Source organism: Enterobacter cloacae complex sp. ECL414 (genome assembly GCF_021869685.1).
GTDB lineage: Bacteria > Pseudomonadota > Gammaproteobacteria > Enterobacterales > Enterobacteriaceae > Enterobacter > Enterobacter kobei.
On record NZ_CP091482.1, the window covers coordinates 140,702 to 162,734 of the forward strand.

General features: G+C 51.2%; 19 protein-coding genes and 3 pseudogenes. 14 read left to right on the forward strand and 8 right to left on the reverse strand.

Annotated features, from left to right (window positions below; all coding sequences use genetic code 11):
* Positions 1-131: 131 nt before the first annotated feature.
* The 3 genes from L3068_RS24025 to tet(A) all read right to left on the reverse strand — a co-directional run bounded on the left by L3068_RS24025 (position 132) and on the right by tet(A) (position 3,090).
* Positions 132-836: an IS6-like element IS26 family transposase gene (locus L3068_RS24025; protein ID WP_001067855.1), complete on the reverse strand. Its 705-nt coding sequence runs from the start codon at positions 834-836 to the stop codon at positions 132-134.
* 36 nt (positions 837-872) lie between these two features.
* A complete protein-coding gene (locus tag L3068_RS24030; protein WP_013851371.1) occupies positions 873-1,376 on the reverse strand; it encodes a shikimate dehydrogenase family protein in 504 nt (167 codons plus the stop codon).
* A gap of 514 nt (positions 1,377-1,890) precedes the next feature.
* Entirely contained in the window at positions 1,891-3,090 is a 1,200-nt protein-coding gene (tet(A), locus tag L3068_RS24035; RefSeq protein WP_031942321.1) for a tetracycline efflux MFS transporter Tet(A), read from the reverse strand.
* A gap of 127 nt (positions 3,091-3,217) precedes the next feature.
* Here tet(A) and tetR point away from each other — a divergent pair, with 127 nt between their 5' ends.
* Positions 3,218-3,859, forward strand: coding sequence for a tetracycline resistance transcriptional repressor TetR (tetR, locus tag L3068_RS24040; RefSeq protein WP_013851373.1), 642 nt, complete (start codon positions 3,218-3,220; stop codon positions 3,857-3,859).
* Between the two features lie 390 nt (positions 3,860-4,249).
* Here the strand turns inward: tetR and L3068_RS25360 are convergent.
* A pseudogene (locus L3068_RS25360) lies at positions 4,250-4,426 on the reverse strand (DDE-type integrase/transposase/recombinase); the annotation flags it as partial.
* 254 nt (positions 4,427-4,680) lie between these two features.
* On the opposite strand from L3068_RS25360, the gene L3068_RS24045 reads away from it, so the two are divergent.
* Positions 4,681-5,385, forward strand: a complete 705-nt coding sequence (locus L3068_RS24045) for an IS6-like element IS26 family transposase (protein WP_001067855.1) — start codon at positions 4,681-4,683, stop codon at positions 5,383-5,385.
* Between the two features lie 161 nt (positions 5,386-5,546).
* On the forward strand, positions 5,547-6,251 hold the full coding sequence (locus L3068_RS24050; protein ID WP_001067855.1) for an IS6-like element IS26 family transposase: 705 nt from the start codon (positions 5,547-5,549) through the stop codon (positions 6,249-6,251).
* Between the two features lie 52 nt (positions 6,252-6,303).
* Here L3068_RS24050 and intI1 read toward each other — a convergent pair.
* Positions 6,304-7,101 (reverse strand): annotated as a pseudogene (intI1, locus tag L3068_RS24055) (class 1 integron integrase IntI1); the annotation flags it as partial.
* Between the two features lie 155 nt (positions 7,102-7,256).
* Between intI1 and dfrA16 the strand changes: the two are divergent.
* The 8 genes from dfrA16 (at position 7,257) to L3068_RS24095 (ending at position 15,024) form a co-directional block, all read left to right on the forward strand.
* Positions 7,257-7,730, forward strand: a complete 474-nt coding sequence (dfrA16, locus tag L3068_RS24060) for a trimethoprim-resistant dihydrofolate reductase DfrA16 (RefSeq protein ID WP_032490158.1) — start codon at positions 7,257-7,259, stop codon at positions 7,728-7,730.
* A 104-nt stretch (positions 7,731-7,834) separates the two neighbouring features.
* On the forward strand, positions 7,835-8,626 hold the full coding sequence (locus L3068_RS24065; RefSeq protein ID WP_001261740.1) for an ANT(3'')-Ia family aminoglycoside nucleotidyltransferase AadA2: 792 nt from the start codon (positions 7,835-7,837) through the stop codon (positions 8,624-8,626).
* A 163-nt stretch (positions 8,627-8,789) separates the two neighbouring features.
* A complete protein-coding gene (locus L3068_RS24070) occupies positions 8,790-9,137 on the forward strand; it encodes a quaternary ammonium compound efflux SMR transporter QacE delta 1 (RefSeq protein WP_000679427.1) in 348 nt (115 codons plus the stop codon).
* On the forward strand, positions 9,131-9,970 hold the full coding sequence (sul1, locus tag L3068_RS24075) for a sulfonamide-resistant dihydropteroate synthase Sul1 (protein WP_000259031.1): 840 nt from the start codon (positions 9,131-9,133) through the stop codon (positions 9,968-9,970). The genes L3068_RS24070 and sul1 overlap by 7 nt, the downstream gene beginning before the upstream one ends.
* Before the next feature lie 404 nt (positions 9,971-10,374).
* Positions 10,375-11,916: an IS91-like element ISCR1 family transposase gene (locus tag L3068_RS24080; RefSeq protein WP_000050481.1), complete on the forward strand. Its 1,542-nt coding sequence runs from the start codon at positions 10,375-10,377 to the stop codon at positions 11,914-11,916.
* A 326-nt stretch (positions 11,917-12,242) separates the two neighbouring features.
* A complete protein-coding gene (locus L3068_RS24085; RefSeq protein WP_032489926.1) occupies positions 12,243-13,118 on the forward strand; it encodes an extended-spectrum class A beta-lactamase CTX-M-9 in 876 nt (291 codons plus the stop codon).
* Positions 13,119-13,581: 463 nt separating this feature from the next.
* Positions 13,582-14,211: a helix-turn-helix transcriptional regulator gene (locus L3068_RS24090; RefSeq protein ID WP_024266332.1), complete on the forward strand. Its 630-nt coding sequence runs from the start codon at positions 13,582-13,584 to the stop codon at positions 14,209-14,211.
* A 561-nt stretch (positions 14,212-14,772) separates the two neighbouring features.
* Positions 14,773-15,024, forward strand: a complete 252-nt coding sequence (locus L3068_RS24095) for a hypothetical protein (RefSeq protein ID WP_044704902.1) — start codon at positions 14,773-14,775, stop codon at positions 15,022-15,024.
* 157 nt (positions 15,025-15,181) lie between these two features.
* Here the strand turns inward: L3068_RS24095 and L3068_RS24100 are convergent.
* A pseudogene (locus tag L3068_RS24100) lies at positions 15,182-16,345 on the reverse strand (Tn3 family transposase); the annotation flags it as partial.
* Between the two features lie 61 nt (positions 16,346-16,406).
* Here L3068_RS24100 and L3068_RS24105 point away from each other — a divergent pair.
* Positions 16,407-17,104 (forward strand): IS1-like element IS1B family transposase gene (locus L3068_RS24105; RefSeq protein ID WP_095033700.1). Its coding sequence is split into 2 segments (ribosomal slippage): positions 16,407-16,656 and positions 16,656-17,104, totalling 699 coding nucleotides; the frame shifts between segments, so codons are not numbered across the junction.
* A 10-nt stretch (positions 17,105-17,114) separates the two neighbouring features.
* Here L3068_RS24105 and L3068_RS24110 read toward each other — a convergent pair.
* Complete coding sequence (locus L3068_RS24110) at positions 17,115-18,737, reverse strand: phosphoethanolamine--lipid A transferase MCR-9.2 (protein WP_044704969.1); 1,623 nt, start codon at positions 18,735-18,737, stop codon at positions 17,115-17,117.
* A gap of 188 nt (positions 18,738-18,925) precedes the next feature.
* Entirely contained in the window at positions 18,926-19,894 is a 969-nt protein-coding gene (locus L3068_RS24115; protein WP_072196614.1) for an IS5-like element IS903B family transposase, read from the reverse strand.
* Positions 19,895-19,932: 38 nt separating this feature from the next.
* Here L3068_RS24115 and pcoS point away from each other — a divergent pair, with 38 nt between their 5' ends.
* Positions 19,933-21,279: a copper resistance membrane spanning protein PcoS gene (gene pcoS, locus L3068_RS24120; RefSeq protein WP_236904882.1), complete on the forward strand. Its 1,347-nt coding sequence runs from the start codon at positions 19,933-19,935 to the stop codon at positions 21,277-21,279.
* 217 nt (positions 21,280-21,496) lie between these two features.
* The gene (locus tag L3068_RS24125) at positions 21,497-21,931 is read left to right on the forward strand and encodes a PcoE/SilE family metal-binding protein (protein WP_000723070.1); all 435 of its coding nucleotides are present in this window, start codon (positions 21,497-21,499) and stop codon (positions 21,929-21,931) included.
* The last annotated feature ends 102 nt before the right edge of the window (positions 21,932-22,033 follow it).

The following is a 22,033-nucleotide window of genomic DNA, read 5'->3' on the forward strand; positions in this document are numbered from 1 at the left end:
ATCACTCACTCGCAAATTACTTGATCACCTCCAGCAGGAAGTTTGCATCACTTCAGGGAGCGAATAATTGTATCTCAGGGGCACTGTTGCAAAGTTAGCGATGAGGCAGCCTTTTGTCTTATTCAAAGGCCTTACATTTCAAAAACTCTGCTTACCAGGCGCATTTCGCCCAGGGGATCACCATAATAAAATGCTGAGGCCTGGCCTTTGCGTAGTGCACGCATCACCTCAATACCTTTGATGGTGGCGTAAGCCGTCTTCATGGATTTAAATCCCAGCGTGGCGCCGATTATCCGTTTCAGTTTGCCATGATCGCATTCAATCACGTTGTTCCGGTACTTAATCTGTCGGTGTTCAACGTCAGACGGGCACCGGCCTTCGCGTTTGAGCAGAGCAAGCGCGCGACCATAGGCGGGCGCTTTATCCGTGTTGATGAATCGCGGGATCTGCCACTTCTTCACGTTGTTGAGGATTTTACCCAGAAACCGGTATGCAGCTTTGCTGTTACGACGGGAGGAGAGATAAAAATCGACAGTGCGGCCCCGGCTGTCGACGGCCCGGTACAGATACGCCCAGCGGCCATTGACCTTCACGTAGGTTTCATCCATGTGCCACGGGCAAAGATCGGAAGGGTTACGCCAGTACCAGCGCAGCCGTTTTTCCATTTCAGGCGCATAACGCTGAACCCAGCGGTAAATCGTGGAGTGATCGACATTCACTCCGCGTTCAGCCAGCATCTCCTGCAGCTCACGGTAACTGATGCCGTATTTGCAGTACCAGCGTACGGCCCACAGAATGATGTCACGCTGAAAATGCCGGCCTTTGAATGGGTTCATGTACAGCTCCATCAGCAAAAGGGGATGATAAGTTTATCACCACCGACTATTTGCAACAGTGCCAATTAATTCTCCAACCTGTTTGGCGGCCATAGCATAAGCAATAGCTGAGCCAGCACCGCCTGTTCCAGCTAGATAGACTCTTTTACCTGTCACATCGAAGCCTCTTTTCAAAAGGCTCGATACGAAACCTTCACCATCGAGCATATCCCCATGTAGTTGGCCCTGAGCATTCCTCCTGATGACGTTGCATCCTCCGATTGCCATAGCAGATTCACTGGCTGAATCAATTAATGAAAGCGCATGTTGTTTGTGAGGCATCGTTATAATGGCACCACGAAAATTCTGAATACATTTCAGACCATTGACAGCGGTTTGCAGACCTACAGAGTTTATATGGAGAGGGACCATCAAAGTGTCGGGGATTTGTTTTTCAAGGATGGCGGCATTTATCATGAGTGGAGCGCTGACCTGAGCGATCGGGTCACCTATGATCGACAACAGTTGCAATTTACCACTAACAATACTGAGTTCATTCATCACTGATACCCGTATGTAAAATAAATTAACCAGACTATTTTACATAGGATTACATGAAAGACTGGTTTAATGGCAAGTAGAAATGCTGTATCAGCCACCTCAACAGGGGAAGACACATCTACATACAGTGATTGAAGGTTACGCCTTCAAATGCTCATATGTCAATAACGTAATTAGAGAATTTGTAGAAACCTACATGTCAGGCTTATTGCGAGATATAATAGATTTAAATTGTACTTTTAATACCTGATACAACGATAAATCTCCAAAATTTGGTGTAAATAATTATCTCATCTGTATTTTTTAGTGGAACATTCGTATTGTCCTGTCCCCCGTTGACTACACATTCTGAAGTGAGGGATGTCTGTTCTTAGAACGAAGCGGACAAGATGGCTGGGTTAGAGGTCCGCTGTGAGCGAAAAGCAGTCCTAATATTGCTGTACTTGTTGTGATTGAAAGACGGGTAGCCGGAAGTCGCCTTGACCCGCATGGCATAGGCCTATCGTTCCCACGATCAGCGATCGGCTCGTTGCCCTACGCCGCTCCAAAACCCGCGACGCAGCGCCGGCAGGCAGAGCAAGTAGAGGGCGGCACCTGCAATCCATGCCCACCCGTTCCACGTTGTTATAGAGGCCGCATAGATCGCCGTGAAGAGGAGGGGCCCGACGATCGAGGTCAGGCTGGTGAGCGCCGCAAGAGATCCTTGAAGCTGCCCCTGACGTTCCTCATCTACCTGCCTGGACAACACTGCTTGCAGCGCCGGCATTCCGATGCCACCCGAAGCAAGCAGGACCATAATCGGGAACGCCATCCATCCCCTTGTCGCCAAGGCAAGCAGGATGTAGCCTGCGCCGTCGGCAATCATTCCGAGCATGAGTGCCCGCCTTTCGCCGAGCCTGGTGGTTACAGGGCCGGTGATCATTGCCTGGGCGAGTGAATGTAGAATACCAAATGCGGCAAGCGAAATGCCGATCAAGCTCGTGTCCCAATGAAAGCGATCCTCGCCGAAGATGACCCAAAGCGTGGCCGGCGCCTGTCCGACGAGTTGCATGATGAAGAAGACAGCCATCAGGGCGGCGATGACGGTCATGCCCCGGACCCACCGGAACGAAGCGAGCGGGTTGAGAGCCTCCCGGCGTAATGGTCGACGTTCGCCTTTGTGCGACTCCGGCAAAAGGAAAATGCCCATCAGGAAATTGAGGCCATTCAAGGCTGCTGCGGCGAAGAACGGAGCATGGGGGGAGAAACTGCTCATCAGCCCACCGAGCACAGGTCCCGCGACCATCCCGAACCCGAAACAGGCGCTCATGAAGCCGAAGTACCGCGCGCGCTCATCCCCATCTGTGATATCGGCAATATAGGCGCCGGCTACCGCACCAGTCGCCCCGGTGATGCCGGCCACGATGCGCCCGATATAGAGAACCCAAAGGAAAGGCGCCGTCGCCATGATGGCGTAGTCGATAGCGGCGCCGGACAGCGAGACGAGCAAGACCGGCCGCCGGCCGAAACGATCCGATAGCGCACCCAGCACAGGCGCGCAGGCAAATTGCATCAACGCATACAGCGCCAGCAAAATGCCATAGTGGGCGGTGACGTCGTTCGAGTGAACCAGATCTCGCAGGAGGCCCGGCAGCACCGGCATAATCAGGCCGATGCCGACAGCGTCGAGCGCGACAGTGCACAGTATTACGATCAGGGGTCTGTTGGGTTTCACGTCTGGCCTCCGGACCAGCCTCCGCTGGCCTCCGGACCAGCCTCCGCTGGTCCGATAGAACTCACGGATCCTTTATCACTGATAAGTTGGTGGACATATTATGTTTATCAGTGATAAAGTGTCAAGCATGATAAAGTTGCAGCCTAATACAGTTATCCGTGTCGCCCTGGACCTGTTGAATGAGGTCGGCGTAGAGGCTCTGACGACACGCAAACTGGCTAAACGGTTGGGGGTTCAGCAGCCGGCGTTATACTGGCACTTCAGGAACAAACGGGCGCTGCTCGACGCACTGGCCGAAGCCATGCTGGCGGAGAATCATACGCATTCGGTGCCGAGAGTCGACGACGACTGGCGCTCATTTCTGATCGGGAATGCCCGCAGCTTCAGGCAGGCGCTGCTCGCTTATCGCGATGGCGCGCGTATCCATGCTGGCACGAGACCGGGCGCACCGCAGATGGAAGTGGTCGACGCGCAGCTTCGCTTCCTCTGCGAGGCGGGTTTTTCGGCTTGGGACGCCGTCAATGCGCTGATGACAATCAGCTACTTCACTGTTGGGGCCGTGCTTGAGGAGCAGGCCGGCGACAGCGATGCCGGTGAGCGCGGCGGCACCATTGAACAGGCTCCGTTGTTGCGGGCCGTGATAGACACCTTCGACGAAGCCGGTCCGGACGCAGTGTTCGAGCTGGGGCTCGCGGTGATTGTCGATGGATTGGCGAAAAGGAGGCTCGTTGCGAGGAACATTCAAGGGCCGAGAAAGGGTGACGATTGATCAGGACCGCTGTCGGAGCGCAACCCGCTCACTACAGCAGAGCCATATAGACAACATCCCCTCCCCCTTTCCACCGCCTCGTGCGCCTGGCGGGCAAGAGCCAGGGCGGCCGTCTTCACATTCTGCCCTGCGCAGATAAGATAGATTTAGCGTGGACTCAAGGCTCTCGCGAATGGCTCGCGTTGGAGGCTTTCATTGATACTTGTGGGGCACCGCAGGGAAATACCGGCTATGTCGTGCTGCGCATCGCAGCCTGCGCCCTTGACTTGTCTCGCCTCTCGGGACTCACCCCTTGATACTGAACAATATCGCCAGCAGCTTCAGTCCTGTCCCGATAACCACCCCGTGGTATCCACTCCGATTTCAGACTGCGGAACAGTCATTCTGCAAAGCATTATCCCAGCAGTTCCCGCTGCGGCTCATGCTGAGCATCATTCCATATTGAGCGGCCAGAATCCGGTACGGCAGGCTGCAATATTGGGTTCCCTGGTCCGAATGGAAAATTATACCTCCCGGGCAACCTCGGCCCTGCCAAGCCATTGCCAGCGCTTGTTTTTGCAAGCAGGCTGTTTGCTTCTGACGAGAACGCCCAGACCACTAATTTATCTGTATATATTCAAGTTTCATCTTGTTTCCCCATGTAAGTATCCCTGCAAAACGAACCATTCACTTTTAGAGATCCTCCGACATACTAATTATGTCCTCTGAGGAGATCTCCATGCGTAAAGTCCGATTCACCGAGCTGCAGACATTCGGCCGGCACTGTTGCAAATAGTCGGTGGTGATAAACTTATCATCCCCTTTTGCTGATGGAGCTGCACATGAACCCATTCAAAGGCCGGCATTTTCAGCGTGACATCATTCTGTGGGCCGTACGCTGGTACTGCAAATACGGCATCAGTTACCGTGAGCTGCAGGAGATGCTGGCTGAACGCGGAGTGAATGTCGATCACTCCACGATTTACCGCTGGGTTCAGCGTTATGCGCCTGAAATGGAAAAACGGCTGCGCTGGTACTGGCGTAACCCTTCCGATCTTTGCCCGTGGCACATGGATGAAACCTACGTGAAGGTCAATGGCCGCTGGGCGTATCTGTACCGGGCCGTCGACAGCCGGGGCCGCACTGTCGATTTTTATCTCTCCTCCCGTCGTAACAGCAAAGCTGCATACCGGTTTCTGGGTAAAATCCTCAACAACGTGAAGAAGTGGCAGATCCCGCGATTCATCAACACGGATAAAGCGCCCGCCTATGGTCGCGCGCTTGCTCTGCTCAAACGCGAAGGCCGGTGCCCGTCTGACGTTGAACACCGACAGATTAAGTACCGGAACAACGTGATTGAATGCGATCATGGCAAACTGAAACGGATAATCGGCGCCACGCTGGGATTTAAATCCATGAAGACGGCTTACGCCACCATCAAAGGTATTGAGGTGATGCGTGCACTACGCAAAGGCCAGGCCTCAGCATTTTATTATGGTGATCCCCTGGGCGAAATGCGCCTGGTAAGCAGAGTTTTTGAAATGTAAGGCCTTTGAATAAGACAAAAGGCTGCCTCATCGCTAACTTTGCAACAGTGCCCTTTTTACCTCAGCACCGAGAACGTATCGTTTTGGTCGGTTTCCGCGGCACTGTTGCAAATAGTCGGTGGTGATAAACTTATCATCCCCTTTTGCTGATGGAGCTGCACATGAACCCATTCAAAGGCCGGCATTTTCAGCGTGACATCATTCTGTGGGCCGTACGCTGGTACTGCAAATACGGCATCAGTTACCGTGAGCTGCAGGAGATGCTGGCTGAACGCGGAGTGAATGTCGATCACTCCACGATTTACCGCTGGGTTCAGCGTTATGCGCCTGAAATGGAAAAACGGCTGCGCTGGTACTGGCGTAACCCTTCCGATCTTTGCCCGTGGCACATGGATGAAACCTACGTGAAGGTCAATGGCCGCTGGGCGTATCTGTACCGGGCCGTCGACAGCCGGGGCCGCACTGTCGATTTTTATCTCTCCTCCCGTCGTAACAGCAAAGCTGCATACCGGTTTCTGGGTAAAATCCTCAACAACGTGAAGAAGTGGCAGATCCCGCGATTCATCAACACGGATAAAGCGCCCGCCTATGGTCGCGCGCTTGCTCTGCTCAAACGCGAAGGCCGGTGCCCGTCTGACGTTGAACACCGACAGATTAAGTACCGGAACAACGTGATTGAATGCGATCATGGCAAACTGAAACGGATAATCGGCGCCACGCTGGGATTTAAATCCATGAAGACGGCTTACGCCACCATCAAAGGTATTGAGGTGATGCGTGCACTACGCAAAGGCCAGGCCTCAGCATTTTATTATGGTGATCCCCTGGGCGAAATGCGCCTGGTAAGCAGAGTTTTTGAAATGTAAGGCCTTTGAATAAGACAAAAGGCTGCCTCATCGCTAACTTTGCAACAGTGCCTTCTACGGCACGTTTGAAGGCGCGCTGAAAGGTCTGGTCATACATGTGATGGCGACGCACGACACCGCTCCGTGGATCGGTCGAATGCGTGTGCTGCGCAAAAACCCAGAACCACGGCCAGGAATGCCCGGCGCGCGGATACTTCCGCTCAAGGGCGTCGGGAAGCGCAACGCCGCTGCGGCCCTCGGCCTGGTCCTTCAGCCACCATGCCCGTGCACGCGACAGCTGCTCGCGCAGGCTGGGTGCCAAGCTCTCGGGTAACATCAAGGCCCGATCCTTGGAGCCCTTGCCCTCCCGCACGATGATCGTGCCGTGATCGAAATCCAGATCCTTGACCCGCAGTTGCAAACCCTCACTGATCCGCATGCCCGTTCCATACAGAAGCTGGGCGAACAAACGATGCTCGCCTTCCAGAAAACCGAGGATGCGAACCACTTCATCCGGGGTCAGCACCACCGGCAAGCGCCGCGACGGCCGAGGTCTTCCGATCTCCTGAAGCCAGGGCAGATCCGTGCACAGCACCTTGCCGTAGAAGAACAGCAAGGCCGCCAATGCCTGACGATGCGTGGAGACCGAAACCTTGCGCTCGTTCGCCAGCCAGGACAGAAATGCCTCGACTTCGCTGCTGCCCAAGGTTGCCGGGTGACGCACACCGTGGAAACGGATGAAGGCACGAACCCAGTGGACATAAGCCTGTTCGGTTCGTAAACTGTAATGCAAGTAGCGTATGCGCTCACGCAACTGGTCCAGAACCTTGACCGAACGCAGCGGTGGTAACGGCGCAGTGGCGGTTTTCATGGCTTGTTATGACTGTTTTTTTGTACAGTCTATGCCTCGGGCATCCAAGCAGCAAGCGCGTTACGCCGTGGGTCGATGTTTGATGTTATGGAGCAGCAACGATGTTACGCAGCAGGGCAGTCGCCCTAAAACAAAGTTAACTCGAGGGAGAAATCGTGAAGTTATCACTAATGGCTGCCAAGTCGAAGAACGGTATTATCGGTAATGGACCAGATATTCCATGGAGCGCCAAAGGCGAGCAACTTCTATTTAAGGCAATTACATATAATCAATGGCTTTTAGTTGGACGCAAAACTTTTGAGTCAATGGGCGCTCTCCCAAATCGAAAGTATGCAGTTGTAACTCGCTCTAATTTTTCTACGAATGATGAGGGTGTAATGGTTTTCTCCTCAATTCAGGATGCCTTAATAAATTTAGAGGAAATCACGGATCATGTTATCGTTTCTGGTGGTGGTGAAATATACAAAAGCTTGATTTCCAAAGTAGATACTTTGCATATTTCAACAGTCGACATCGAGCGAGATGGAGACATAGTTTTTCCTGAAATCCCAGATACATTCAAGTTGGTATTTGAGCAAGATTTCGAGTCTAACATTAACTATTGTTATCAAATCTGGCAAAAGAGTTAACAAGCGCCTGCAATCTGACCTCCGGTTACTGTCACCTTTTTTTGCGGTGGAGCTGCAAAAAAGGCGCCATTAACCTCCGGCAGTTGAGGCGGGCGTTAGACATCATGAGGGTAGCGGTGACCATCGAAATTTCGAACCAACTATCAGAGGTGCTAAGCGTCATTGAGCGCCATCTGGAATCAACGTTGCTGGCCGTGCATTTGTACGGCTCCGCAGTGGATGGCGGCCTGAAGCCATACAGCGATATTGATTTGTTGGTTACTGTGGCCGTAAAGCTTGATGAAACGACGCGGCGAGCATTGCTCAATGACCTTATGGAGGCTTCGGCTTTCCCTGGCGAGAGCGAGACGCTCCGCGCTATAGAAGTCACCCTTGTCGTGCATGACGACATCATCCCGTGGCGTTATCCGGCTAAGCGCGAGCTGCAATTTGGAGAATGGCAGCGCAATGACATTCTTGCGGGTATCTTCGAGCCAGCCATGATCGACATTGATCTAGCTATCCTGCTTACAAAAGCAAGAGAACATAGCGTTGCCTTGGTAGGTCCGGCAGCGGAGGAATTCTTTGACCCGGTTCCTGAACAGGATCTATTCGAGGCGCTGAGGGAAACCTTGAAGCTATGGAACTCGCAGCCCGACTGGGCCGGCGATGAGCGAAATGTAGTGCTTACGTTGTCCCGCATTTGGTACAGCGCAATAACCGGCAAAATCGCGCCGAAGGATGTCGCTGCCGACTGGGCAATAAAACGCCTACCTGCCCAGTATCAGCCCGTCTTACTTGAAGCTAAGCAAGCTTATCTGGGACAAAAAGAAGATCACTTGGCCTCACGCGCAGATCACTTGGAAGAATTTATTCGCTTTGTGAAAGGCGAGATCATCAAGTCAGTTGGTAAATGATGTCTAACAATTCGTTCAAGCCGACCGCGCTACGCGCGGCGGCTTAACTCCGGCGTTAGATGCACTAAGCACATAATTGCTCACAGCCAAACTATCAGGTCAAGTCTGCTTTTATTATTTTTAAGCGTGCATAATAAGCCCTACACAAATTGGGAGATATATCATGAAAGGCTGGCTTTTTCTTGTTATCGCAATAGTTGGCGAAGTAATCGCAACATCCGCATTAAAATCTAGCGAGGGCTTTACTAAGCTTGCCCCTTCCGCCGTTGTCATAATCGGTTATGGCATCGCATTTTATTTTCTTTCTCTGGTTCTGAAATCCATCCCTGTCGGTGTTGCTTATGCAGTCTGGTCGGGACTCGGCGTCGTCATAATTACAGCCATTGCCTGGTTGCTTCATGGGCAAAAGCTTGATGCGTGGGGCTTTGTAGGTATGGGGCTCATAATTGCTGCCTTTTTGCTCGCCCGATCCCCATCGTGGAAGTCGCTGCGGAGGCCGACGCCATGGTGACGGTGTTCGGCATTCTGAATCTCACCGAGGACTCCTTCTTCGATGAGAGCCGGCGGCTAGACCCCGCCGGCGCTGTCACCGCGGCGATCGAAATGCTGCGAGTCGGATCAGACGTCGTGGATGTCGGACCGGCCGCCAGCCATCCGGACGCGAGGCCTGTATCGCCGGCCGATGAGATCAGACGTATTGCGCCGCTCTTAGACGCCCTGTCCGATCAGATGCACCGTGTTTCAATCGACAGCTTCCAACCGGAAACCCAGCGCTATGCGCTCAAGCGCGGCGTGGGCTACCTGAACGATATCCAAGGATTTCCTGACCCTGCGCTCTATCCCGATATTGCTGAGGCGGACTGCAGGCTGGTGGTTATGCACTCAGCGCAGCGGGATGGCATCGCCACCCGCACCGGTCACCTTCGACCCGAAGACGCGCTCGACGAGATTGTGCGGTTCTTCGAGGCGCGGGTTTCCGCCTTGCGACGGAGCGGGGTCGCTGCCGACCGGCTCATCCTCGATCCGGGGATGGGATTTTTCTTGAGCCCCGCACCGGAAACATCGCTGCACGTGCTGTCGAACCTTCAAAAGCTGAAGTCGGCGTTGGGGCTTCCGCTATTGGTCTCGGTGTCGCGGAAATCCTTCTTGGGCGCCACCGTTGGCCTTCCTGTAAAGGATCTGGGTCCAGCGAGCCTTGCGGCGGAACTTCACGCGATCGGCAATGGCGCTGACTACGTCCGCACCCACGCGCCTGGAGATCTGCGAAGCGCAATCACCTTCTCGGAAACCCTCGCGAAATTTCGCAGTCGCGACGCCAGAGACCGAGGGTTAGATCATGCCTAGCATTCACCTTCCGGCCGCCCGCTAAATATCTCCTTTTGGGTTGTTAATAAAACATCCAATAAGTTGACTGTGCGTGAAAAAGAAAGTTTTGTGTGATGGCGTTGAAGATCGCACCGTTAAGCTCTTATGTGGGATGGTGCAGAGCTCGACGACTACCGATAAAACGCAACCGCCGCAAACAGACAAGAAAAAGCCCCAACTGATAACAGTTGGGGCTTCAGTATTGTGATTGGTGGAGCAATAGCACCCTGAACCCAAAACCTTCTCGCTCAACCGGTAGTGGCTGATAACAACTCGTGAGGGCTATTGCGGGTTAAGCATTTAGCGATGTCTAGGGCCAGACTGGACGTCTGAACGCAAGCCGCTGATACTGTACATAACCACAGTATCAGCGGAGGATACCCATGTCGCTGGCAAGGAACGCCACGGCGAGTCAATCGCCCACTCAAACAAACGGTTACGAACGCCACCAACCCGACCAGACGCTGCTCTACCAGCTGGTTGAGCAGCACTACCCAGCCTTCAAAGCCTCACTCGAAGCCCAAGGTCAACACCTGCCTCGCTACATCCAACAAGAATTCAACGACCTCCTCCAATGTGGCCGTCTGGAGTATGGTTTCATGCGGGTTCGCTGCGAGGATTGTCATCACGAGCGTCTGGTCGCCTTCAGCTGTAAACGACGCGGCTTTTGCCCTAGCTGCGGTGCCCGCCGGATGGCCGAGAGTGCGGCGCTGCTGATAGACGAAGTCTTCCCCAAGGAGCCCATTCGCCAGTGGGTGCTCAGCTTTCCTTTCCAGCTACGCTTTTTGCTGGCTCGCCATCCCCAGCTGATGGGCCAGGTCTTGAGTATCGTCTATCGTACACTCTCAACTCATCTGATCAAAAAAGCCGGTTACACCAAAGCCTCTGCACAAACTGGCTCAGTGACTCTTATCCAACGCTTTGGCTCCGCGCTAAATCTCAATGTCCACTACCACATGCTGTTTCTCGATGGTGTCTATGCCGAAGATGACTATGGCAAGCAACGCTTCCATCGTGTCAAGGCACCCACTTACGATGAGCTGAATACGCTCGCTCACACCCTCAGCCATCGCATCGCTCGCTGCATGGAAAAGCGTGGGATTTTGGAGCGTGATGCCGAGAATACGTGGTTGACACTGGAAGAGGGCGAAGACGATACGCTGACTCAATTACATGGTGCTTCGGTTACGTATCGCATTGCCGTCGGCCCCCAGCAAGGGCGCAAAGTCTTCACCCTGCAAACCTTGCCAGGGCGTGAGGATAAAGCCGACTCAAGCAGTCGAGTAGCCAACCATGCTGGTTTCTCGCTACACGCCGGTGTGATGGCCGAAGCGCATCAGCGGGATAAGCTTGAGCGCTTGTGTCGCTACATTAGTCGGCCAGCGGTTTCAGAAAAACGTCTGGCATTAACCGCCAATGGGCAGGTGCGTTACGAGCTCAAAACTCCGTACCGCAATGGCACCACCCATGTGATCTTCGAGCCGCTGGACTTCATCGCCAAACTCGCTGCGTTGGTACCTAAGCCGCGAGTCAACCTCACACGCTTCCACGGCGTCTTTGCACCGAACAGCAAACACCGAGTTCAAGTAACACCCGCCAAGCGGGGCAAGAAGCCCGACAAATCGGAAGGTCTCGATACTAACTGGCGTGACAAGAGTCCTGCAGAGCGCCACCGCGCCATGACCTGGATGCAACGCCTCAAGCGAGTCTTCAATATTGATATTGAAGTCTGCGAACACTGCGGCGGTCACGTCAAAGTGATTGCCAGCATCGAAGATCCGAAGGTCATTGAGCAGATTCTCAAGCATCTGAAACAGAAAACAGCCAAGGCGAATGCCGCCAAGCAGCGTGAGCTGCCACCAGAACGAGCGCCGCCACTGACTCCCAGCCTGTTCGATCCATCACAGAGTCGTCTCTTTGACTGACGACCCCAAATCCAACACTGCTCAACACTGCCAACTTTTAAACGGGGCGGTGGGGCAGTTTGTATCTCTCGAGCTATCAGGCTAGAGATTTTACCGCCAAATCGAACCTTATTAGAGCGGTTTAGGCTGGACCGGCAGTTAAAATTGGGGCTTGAGCGGTAAACGAGTGAGGGAATTTCAGGTAAGATACTTCGGATGAGGAGCAAAAAGGTGGTTTATACTTCCTATACCCGAGGCGCGACAGAAAAATCGCGGCGTTTTGCTTTTCAGTTCGACCTTTTAATGAATACTGATGTAACACGGATTGACCGTATTGGGAGTTTGAGATGGTGACAAAGAGAGTGCAACGGATGATGTTCGCGGCGGCGGCGTGCATTCCGCTGCTGCTGGGCAGCGCGCCGCTTTATGCGCAGACGAGTGCGGTGCAGCAAAAGCTGGCGGCGCTGGAGAAAAGCAGCGGAGGGCGGCTGGGCGTCGCGCTCATCGATACCGCAGATAATACGCAGGTGCTTTATCGCGGTGATGAACGCTTTCCAATGTGCAGTACCAGTAAAGTTATGGCGGCCGCGGCGGTGCTTAAGCAGAGTGAAACGCAAAAGCAGCTGCTTAATCAGCCTGTCGAGATCAAGCCTGCCGATCTGGTTAACTACAATCCGATTGCCGAAAAACACGTCAACGGCACAATGACGCTGGCAGAGCTGAGCGCGGCCGCGTTGCAGTACAGCGACAATACCGCCATGAACAAATTGATTGCCCAGCTCGGTGGCCCGGGAGGCGTGACGGCTTTTGCCCGCGCGATCGGCGATGAGACGTTTCGTCTGGATCGCACTGAACCTACGCTGAATACCGCCATTCCCGGCGACCCGAGAGACACCACCACGCCGCGGGCGATGGCACAGACGTTGCGTCAGCTTACGCTGGGTCATGCGCTGGGCGAAACCCAGCGGGCGCAGTTGGTGACGTGGCTCAAAGGCAATACGACCGGCGCAGCCAGCATTCGGGCCGGCTTACCGACGTCGTGGACTGCAGGTGATAAGACCGGCAGCGGCGACTACGGCACCACCAATGATATTGCGGTGATCTGGCCGCAGGGTCGTGCGCCGCTGGTTCTGGTGACCTATTTTACCCAGCCGCAACAGAACGCAGAGAGCCGCCGCGATGTGCTGGCTTCAGCGGCGAGAATCATCGCCGAAGGGCTGTAACTCTCAATAATGGGGCGCTACGGTGCCCCACTTTCTATTTATATATCCGTAAAAGCTTTTCTTGATATACATCTTCAGCTTTTTGTATGATTATTAATATCATTCTTTTCGATGGCCTTAAGACCTTTTTAAGTCAAAAGTATTACCTCCCCCAAAAAACAAATCCGCAAAGTAATGGAAGTAAATTATTTTATTTTGAATAGTCTTCATTGTGATTAGTCACATGACTCATTCTTTTTATTGTAATTATCTGATTTACATTCGCAGTTTTCTCATTGTTTCCGCCGGAAGTTATTCTTCCACTGTTTTTCCTCTTTATTTCCGCATGGTTGTTTTTCCACCCTTTGGATGGCTTGTAAGAATATTGTTTTAATCCGGCCAATAGAGTTATTGGGCCTCCAAAAGAATATTGACATCATTTTATGGCAGTGAAATTATTCGATCATGGATAAGGAGGGGGACAATGAAGTCACTAATTTATGATTACGGAAGAATCAACTGTATGAGTTGCCCTTCTCAATGTGAATTAAAACCAAATGCCTCATTGCGCGTTTCGTTTTGCCAGGACTATTGTTTTTGTACCTGGCCAGAAGGGAGTGGCTATTTTTCTCTGGGGATTATGGAGGGGCTCCTCAAACAAAATTATAATAATCTATATTTAGGCTGTATTTTTGTCGATTTTTCTATCAGCCATTTGCGCTTTTTTACTAACGAACGTTGGATAGATTATTTAATTGAAACGAAATTAAAAATTGTTATCGTTTGTGATAAATACCTTAAACCATTGGCTAATTACTGGTTTAAGCATTCTAAAGATATTTTTCTTGTTATCTATCAGCAAGATCGGCTGACGCTGGCCTGTGAAAAGTTAAAAAAGAGATTTATCTATCAGCGCGACGCCTTCTTTGGCGGAGAGTCACTCTCTGAACTGGAGTTTGCTGTCTTAAGCGCATTGATTTCCGGAGACGGTTGTCTGCAACTGGCTGATGAACTCAATGTCGATATTCGTACTATCTATGCTGCAAAGCGCCGTGCGGAAAAGAAAATGGGGGCCGATATCAATACCCTTTTCCGATTCTCACATTCGTTATAAGCGATTTTAAACTGATTGATGGCCCTTTTCATTGTTATCACTTTGCCGTGAGAAGGGCCTACAGTTAAATATTAATGCATAAAGCGGTTGAATACGCATGTTGCCGGATTTTAGCGTTTGCAGCCCCGTGCAAGAGAATACGTTCAATGCGAACTATGCAGTTTATTACTACGGCTCTGTAAACGGTAACGGTCAGGATTTTACCCGCTACGTACGATAAGGCAATTATTACCACCAGGGCGACAGGGGGAGCTTCAGGTGGGCTGAAAAACGGGAGTCTGTATTTGATTAGCGAAAACGATAAATTTAACGATCTGACCGTTAATACTTCAGGCTGGTTAGCCGACGGTATTAACCCTGGTCGGGAACGTGCCGGCAGAGATAATAACGTGACGGTAAACCATCAGACCAATATCAAAGCAGCAGGAATAGGGGGCGTGCGAACGCTCCGGTAAATAATGCTAATGAGGTCGCTACCATCACTCTCAATGGCCCCACCACCATTGAAACCACTTCGCCGGTTTCTATAAAGGTTGACTGTGCTGCCGTATCGAGAACGCTATGACTATTTACGCTGAAGAGTTGCGCATCATGATGGATGCTATTATGGATATCATTTTCGACCACGGCACGCACAGGCAGGCACGCACCTTTATGGCTGTTTTCACTCTCGACGCGGAACACCCTTACCCTGACGGCGTTCTTCCGCACCTGGTCAGGATCTTCACCACTGACCACGCCCGTCAGTTTCTGAAGCGTATCTGCCGGACTGCTGTACTCAGCCTGGCTGAGATAGCGGCCGTTCGGGGTTAACCAGAAATCCTGGCTGTCACTGACACGGTAGGTTTCGCCGTGGCTGGCGATGCCTGAGACGTTACAGAAGCGGTCATAATCGGGGTTCTAGGGATTTTCCGTCCAAAAACGACAAAGTGCTCTGGAGGCCGCGCCGTCCGTGGCCTCCAGAGGGGTATTACTTTTCGCTGACGGGTAAATATCCCTCGATTGAGCGCATAAGCTCCTCCAGATCTGGCAATTTTTCGCTCAATTCGAAGTGGTAAGTCCCCTTGAGGTTAATGTTGTGCCAGGCCACAGGGGATGCCTGTTTGACGATATCTATTCTCTTGGTATCTCCTTGGTATTCGAAGCTGGTCAACAGCTGGCTGAGTATCCTGGAGTTGAAGTAAACGATGGCATTGGTGACCAGGCGAGCGCACTCATTCCATAGCTGGATTTCTTCGTCTGAACTGCCCCGGAACTGATCCCCATTGACGCTGCTCACGGCCCGACGCAGTTGGTGATAGGCCTCTCCCCGGTTCAGCGCGCGCTGAACATAGTTTCTTAAACTGGCATCATCGATGTAGCACAGTAGATAATTCGCTTTCACCAGGCGATTGTATTCCGTCAGGGCTTCCAGCAGCGGGTGATTGCGCTTGTACTCCGAGAGCTTTCTCACCAAGGTGGCTTGCGTTGTTTTCCGCTGCTTAAGTGATACTGCAATCCGTTGGATGGTATCCCAGTGCTGCGCAATACGATGGGTATTGATTGGCTTTTTTAAGCACAGCTGAATTCGGTGTTCTTTGTCTTCCTTGACATCAAACATGTCATTGATCACTTTGCCAACCTGGGCATAGCGTGGGGCAAACTGGTATCCGAACAGATCCAGTAACGCGAAGTTCACATGGTTCACCCCATGGGTATCGGTTGAGAGCACATCCGGAATGATGTCTGACGTATTGCTCATCAACAAATCAAAGATGTAGTGCGATTCATGTTCGTTGGCGCCGATCACTCTGGCGTTGATCGCAGCGTGATTGGCGATCAAGGTCATGGCAGAAACACCTTTTTGAGTGCCAAAGTACTTCGACGAATAACGGGTTTTGAAGGTCTCGCGCCGGGCTTCGAACTTTTGACCATCGGCACTGGCGTGGATCACATCTTCCTGGATGTTGTAGTACCGGAAGATGGGTAGCTTGGCTGTCGCGTTATTGATGTTGTCGTTAGCAGCATTCAATGTTTCCAGGCGAAGATAGTTCGCCTGGATAGTGCTGAGCTGATCATAGGTACGATCAGAGATCTGTGCCATGCCGTAAATGCCTTGATTGGTTGCATTGCCGACCAGAATTGCCAACAGGTCATATTCGGTGATGCTGCCAACTTACTGATTTAGTGTATGATGGTGTTTTTGAGGTGCTCCAGTGGCTTCTGTTTCTATCAGCTGTCCCTCCTGTTCAGCTACTGACGGGGTGGTGCGTAACGGCAAAAGCACTGCCGGACATCAGCGCTATCTCTGCTCTCACTGCCGTAAAACATGGCAACTGCAGTTCACTTACACCGCTTCTCAACCCGGTACGCACCAGAAAATCATTGATATGGCCATGAATGGCGTTGGATGCCGGGCAACCGCCCGCATTATGGGCGTTGGCCTCAACACGATTTTCCGCCATTTAAAAAACTCAGGCCGCAGTCGGTAACCTCGCGCATACAGCCGGGCAGTGACGTCATCGTCTGCGCGGAAATGGACGAACAGTGGGGATACGTCGGGGCTAAATCGCGCCAGCGCTGGCTGTTTTACGCGTATGACAGGCTCCGGAAGACGGTTGTTGCGCACGTATTCGGTGAACGCACTATGGCGACGCTGGGGCGTCTTATGAGCCTGCTGTCACCCTTTGACGTGGTGATATGGATGACGGATGGCTGGCCGCTGTATGAATCCCGCCTGAAGGGAAAGCTGCACGTAATCAGCAAGCGATATACGCAGCGAATTGAGCGGCATAACCTGAATCTGAGGCAGCACCTGGCACGGCTGGGACGGAAGTCGCTGTCGTTCTCAAAATCGGTGGAGCTGCATGACAAAGTCATCGGGCATTATCTGAACATAAAACACTATCAATAAGTTGGAGTCATTACCAGCCACGGCATTCGCGGAACAAATCGCGGTCAGGATTATAGACGCTGGTGCTTACGTCCCACAGCCCCAAAATCGATGAGAACAGGTTGTCGTGGGAATATGATTTTTTCGCCGCATTATTTTCAAGGCAAGACATGTTGATGTGTTTCCCGGCGATAAAGCCCGGTGACATCCAGACCTGCATCGGAATATGCGTCTGCTGATCCGGTGCCAGTTTGTACGGCGTGCCGTGCAGATATAGCCCGCTTTCGCCCAATGATTCACCATGATCGGACACATAAAGCAGCACGGTGTTGTACTGATCGCTGTAATTTTTTAGCTTTTCAATCATCTCAGCTAATACATAGTCTGTATAACGAAGGGTGTTGTCGTAGGTGTTGACCAATTGTTCCTGAGTACAGTTTTCGATATCGCTACGTGCACATTCGGGCATGAAGTGGCGATGCTCAGCCGGATAACGCAGGTAATAAGTCGGTCCATGGCTGCCAATGATATGGAAGGCGACAAGCTTATCACCTGGCATTTTGGCGATTTCATCATCAAGGTTTTCCAGCATCACCTCGTCATGGCACGTTTTGCCATCGCACAGTTTCGGGTTATCACTAGGCTTAATTTCGACAGTCGGGATGCGGCTACATACGCCTTTACAACCGCCATCGTTCTCTTTCCATAACAGCGAGACACCGGTTTTCTGCACGATGTCGAGGAAATTTTCACTGTTAGATGCTTTTTTACTGTCGTACTCGGTGCGATTCATATTCGAGAACATGCACGGAACGGATATTGCGGTAGCGGTACCGCAGGAATGCATATTTTTAAACGAAATAACGCCGCCGGATTTGCTGGTAAAGGCATTGGTATCACGCGAATAACCGTTCATCGAGAAATTCTGGCTGCGTGCCGTTTCGCCAATCACCAGGAACATCAGCGTGGGTTTTTCGTGAGCGACGACGCGTTTAGCATCATTCCCCAGCGTCTGGAAAGGCACTTTAGTCGTAAAGTACGTATCCTTAACATACTGGAAAGTGCTGTAAGCGTAGTTCGCCGGGATGATCTCTTTATTCAATGTCGAGTTATTGCGGCCGACAGAGGCATAATCCTGATAATAAAGTGCGGCAACACCTGCAATCAAACTCAACGATGCCAGCACGGAGAGCAAACGGTAAGCAATGCCTTTATACCATTTTTCAGGATATTGAATTTTTATTGAAAAAAGGAGGATGGCAGGAAGGATACCGGTAAAGACGAACCATATAATAATTGAGCCATTAAGATAGGAATGCGCTTCCTGGGGGTTAGTTTCAATAATGTTTTGAATCATCGTTTGATCAAACATTACTTTATATTTTAGTGTCGAATAACTGACCAGTGAGCCAGTGATAAACAGTAAAGCAAAGAAAGGTTTCAGCAGAAAACGAACTGAGAAAGGCATAAAAACAACGTTAAGCGCCGCAACCAGAACAAAGGGAATAGAAATGACAAAACCAATTTTGACATGCTCTAAATGCGACAAAATCTCGTAAAAATGCAGCAATATTGGCCAGTTAAGTAAAAACGCAAAGATCATTGCCAGAAGTAAAACCAGCGGAATAACTTTCACCCTGAAAAGTACAGGCATTAACACCTCCGGAAAATAGTAAACCAGTAAAAACATTGATGATAATTACAACAATTCAATCTAATATTATGATTGCCTTATTCGCTGCAAAGCAGAGATTATCATTCTGAAATCTTAGGTTAACCTTAACGAGGCTTTGTTGAATAAATCAGATTTCGGGTAAGTCTCCCCCGTAGCGGGTTGTGTTTTCAGGCAATACGCACGCTTTCAGGCATACCTGCTTTCGTCATTTTGTTCAGCGCTCGTACCAGGGCCATAGCCTCCGCAACCTGACCATCGTAGTCACGCAGCGTCAGTGAACCCCCGAACAGCTGTTTTACCCGGTACATCGCCGTTTCCGCTATCGAGCGACGGTTGTAATCTGTTGTCCATTTCCACCGCGCATTACTCCCGGTCATTCGCTGATTAGCCACTGCACGGTTACGGTCTGCATATTCACCGGGCCAGTAACCCGCACCTTTTCGGGGAGGGATAAGCGCGCTGATTTTCTTATGCCGCAGTTCATCGTGACATAGCCGGGTATCGTAAGCGCCATCGGCGGCGGCTGACCTGATTTTCCGGTGGGTTTGCCGGATTAACCCGGGGAAGGCCTCTGAGTCCGTAACGTTGTTCAGCGACAGGTCAGCGCAGATGATTTCATGTGTTTTACTGTCAACGGCGAGATGCAGCTTACGCCAGATACGGCGGCGTTCCTGGCCATGCTTTTTGACTTTCCACTCGCCTTCACCGAAGACCTTCAGCCCGGTGGAATCAATTACCAGGTGTGCGATTTCACCCCGGGTGGGCGTTTTGAAACTGACATTAACCGACTTTGCCCGCCTGCTGACACAGCTGTAATCCGGGCAGCGTAGCGGAACGTTCATCAGAGAAAAAATGGAATCAATAAAGCCCTGCGCAGCGCGCAGGGTCAGCCTGAATACGCGTTTAATGACCAGCACAGTCGTGATGGCAAGGTCAGAATAGCGCTGAGGTCTGCCTCGTGAAGAAGGCGCTGCCGACTCATACCAGGCCTGAATAGCTTCATCATCCAGCCAGAAAGTTATGGAGCCACGGTTGATGAGGGCTTTATTGTAGGTGGGCCAGTTGGTGATTTTGAACTTTTGCTTTGCCACGGAACGGTCTGCGTTGTCGGGAAGATGCGTGATCTGATCCTTCAACTCAGCAAAAGTTCGATTTATTCAACAAAGCCGCGGTGATGCTTACGGTATGGTGGTTATCAAGTTTTATCCTGATTAGCACCCTTAATGGCTATTTCGATAATCAGGACCGCGATTTTCTGACAGGTAAACTTCAGCTCACCGAAGAGTTTCTTAAAACAGAGACGTTCCGGAACAAAATGGATATTAAGTCATTATCAGAAAAAATAAACGATGCGATGGTAGGGCACAATGGTTTATTCATTTCTATAAAAAACATGGAAAATGAAAAAATTGTTGAACTCTATGCCAAAAATTCTGTTGTTCCAGCGGTCCTGCTTAATAAGTCGGGTGATATTCTCGACTATATGATCCAGACGGAAGAAAATAACACCGTGTACCGCAGTATCTCGCGGCGGGTTGCCGTGACGCCGGAACAGGGTAAAAGCAAACATGTCATCATTACGGTTGCCACGGATACTGGGTATCACACCCTGTTTATGGATAAGCTCAGTACCTGGCTGTTCTGGTTCAATATCGGTCTGGTCTTTATTTCTGTTTTTCTGGGCTGGCTGACCACACGTATTGGTCTGAAACCGCTACGGGAAATGACCAGTCTGGCTTCCTCCATGACCGTACACAGCCTGGATCAGCGTCTTAATCCCGATTTGGCTCCGCCGGAAATTTCTGAGACCATGCAGGAGTTCAATAACATGTTCGATCGCCTGGAGGGGTCATTCCGGAAACTGTCAGATTTCTCGTCTGACATCGCGCATGAGCTGCGCACAGCGGTCAGTAATCTGATGATGCAGACGCAGTTTGCACTGGCTAAGGAAAGGGATGTTTCGCATTACCGCGAAATCTTATTCGCTTACCTGGAAGAACTGAAAAGGTTGTCACGAATGACCAGTGATATGCTTTTTCTGGCACGTTCAGAGCATGGTCTGCTGCAGCTGGATAAACATGATGTGGATCTGGCCGCCGAACTGAATGAATTACGTGAGCTGTTCGAGCCTCTGGCAGACGAAACAGGAAAGACAATCACCGTTGAAGGAGAGGGCGTTGTTGCCGGAGACAGCGATATGCTGCGACGTGCTTTCAGTAACCTGCTTTCCAATGCAATCAAGTATTCTCCCGATAACACCTGTACAGCGATACACCTTGAGCGTGACAGTGACTGTGTGAACGTGATGATTACGAATACGATGTCCGGCCAGGTTCCCGCTAATCTGGAACGTTTGTTTGATCGGTTCTATCGAGCTGATTCATCAAGGGTCCACAACACGGAAGGCGCGGGGCTGGGATTATCAATTACAAGGTCGATCATTCATGCTCATGGCGGCGAGCTGTCAGCAGAACAGCAGGGGCGGGAAATTGTGTTCAGTGTGCGCCTGTTAATGGATTAATCCCGTTCTTCAGGAGAAACCTGGAAGGTGACAAAATTGTCATCATTCAGTCACGCGATAAACAGAGGCGGTTTTTTATAATCATACATAAATCAGGAGCAGAGTGATAACGCAATCGCCTGGTTCCTGGAGTGATGAATAACCCGCCCTGAGATCAAATGCTTTCTCTGTTATAAGCCGTTGATTGTTTGGGTATGAAAACACCGGAGACCCAACCATGAAAAAGATCCTTGTATCATTTGTTGCCATTATGGCTGTCGCTTCATCCGCCATGGCTGCAGAGACAATGAACATGCATGACCAGGTAAATAATGCCCAGGCACCCGCCCATCAGATGCAGTCAACCTCTGAAAAAAGCGCTGTTCAGGGAGACAGTATGACAATGATGGATATGAGCGGACACGATCAGGCTGCAATGTCCCATGAAATGATGCAAAACGGCAACGCTTCTGCCCACCAGGACATGGCGGAGATGCATAAAAAAATGATGAAAGGCAAACCAGGGGCCACCAACGAATCAGCAACGTCATTTTCAGAAATGAACGAGCATGAAAAAGCCGCTGTTGTGCACGAGAAGGCGAATAATGGTCAGTCTTCCGTTATTCATCAGCAGCAGGCTGAAAAGCATCGCAGCCAGATCACCCAGAATTAACCCGCAGCTCCACTTGTTAGACCCTCATTTGACGCCGAAGTCACTGGCTTACGCTCCCGTCCGGGAGCGTTTTTTTTATTCTTTCATTTATCATTGAGTCTT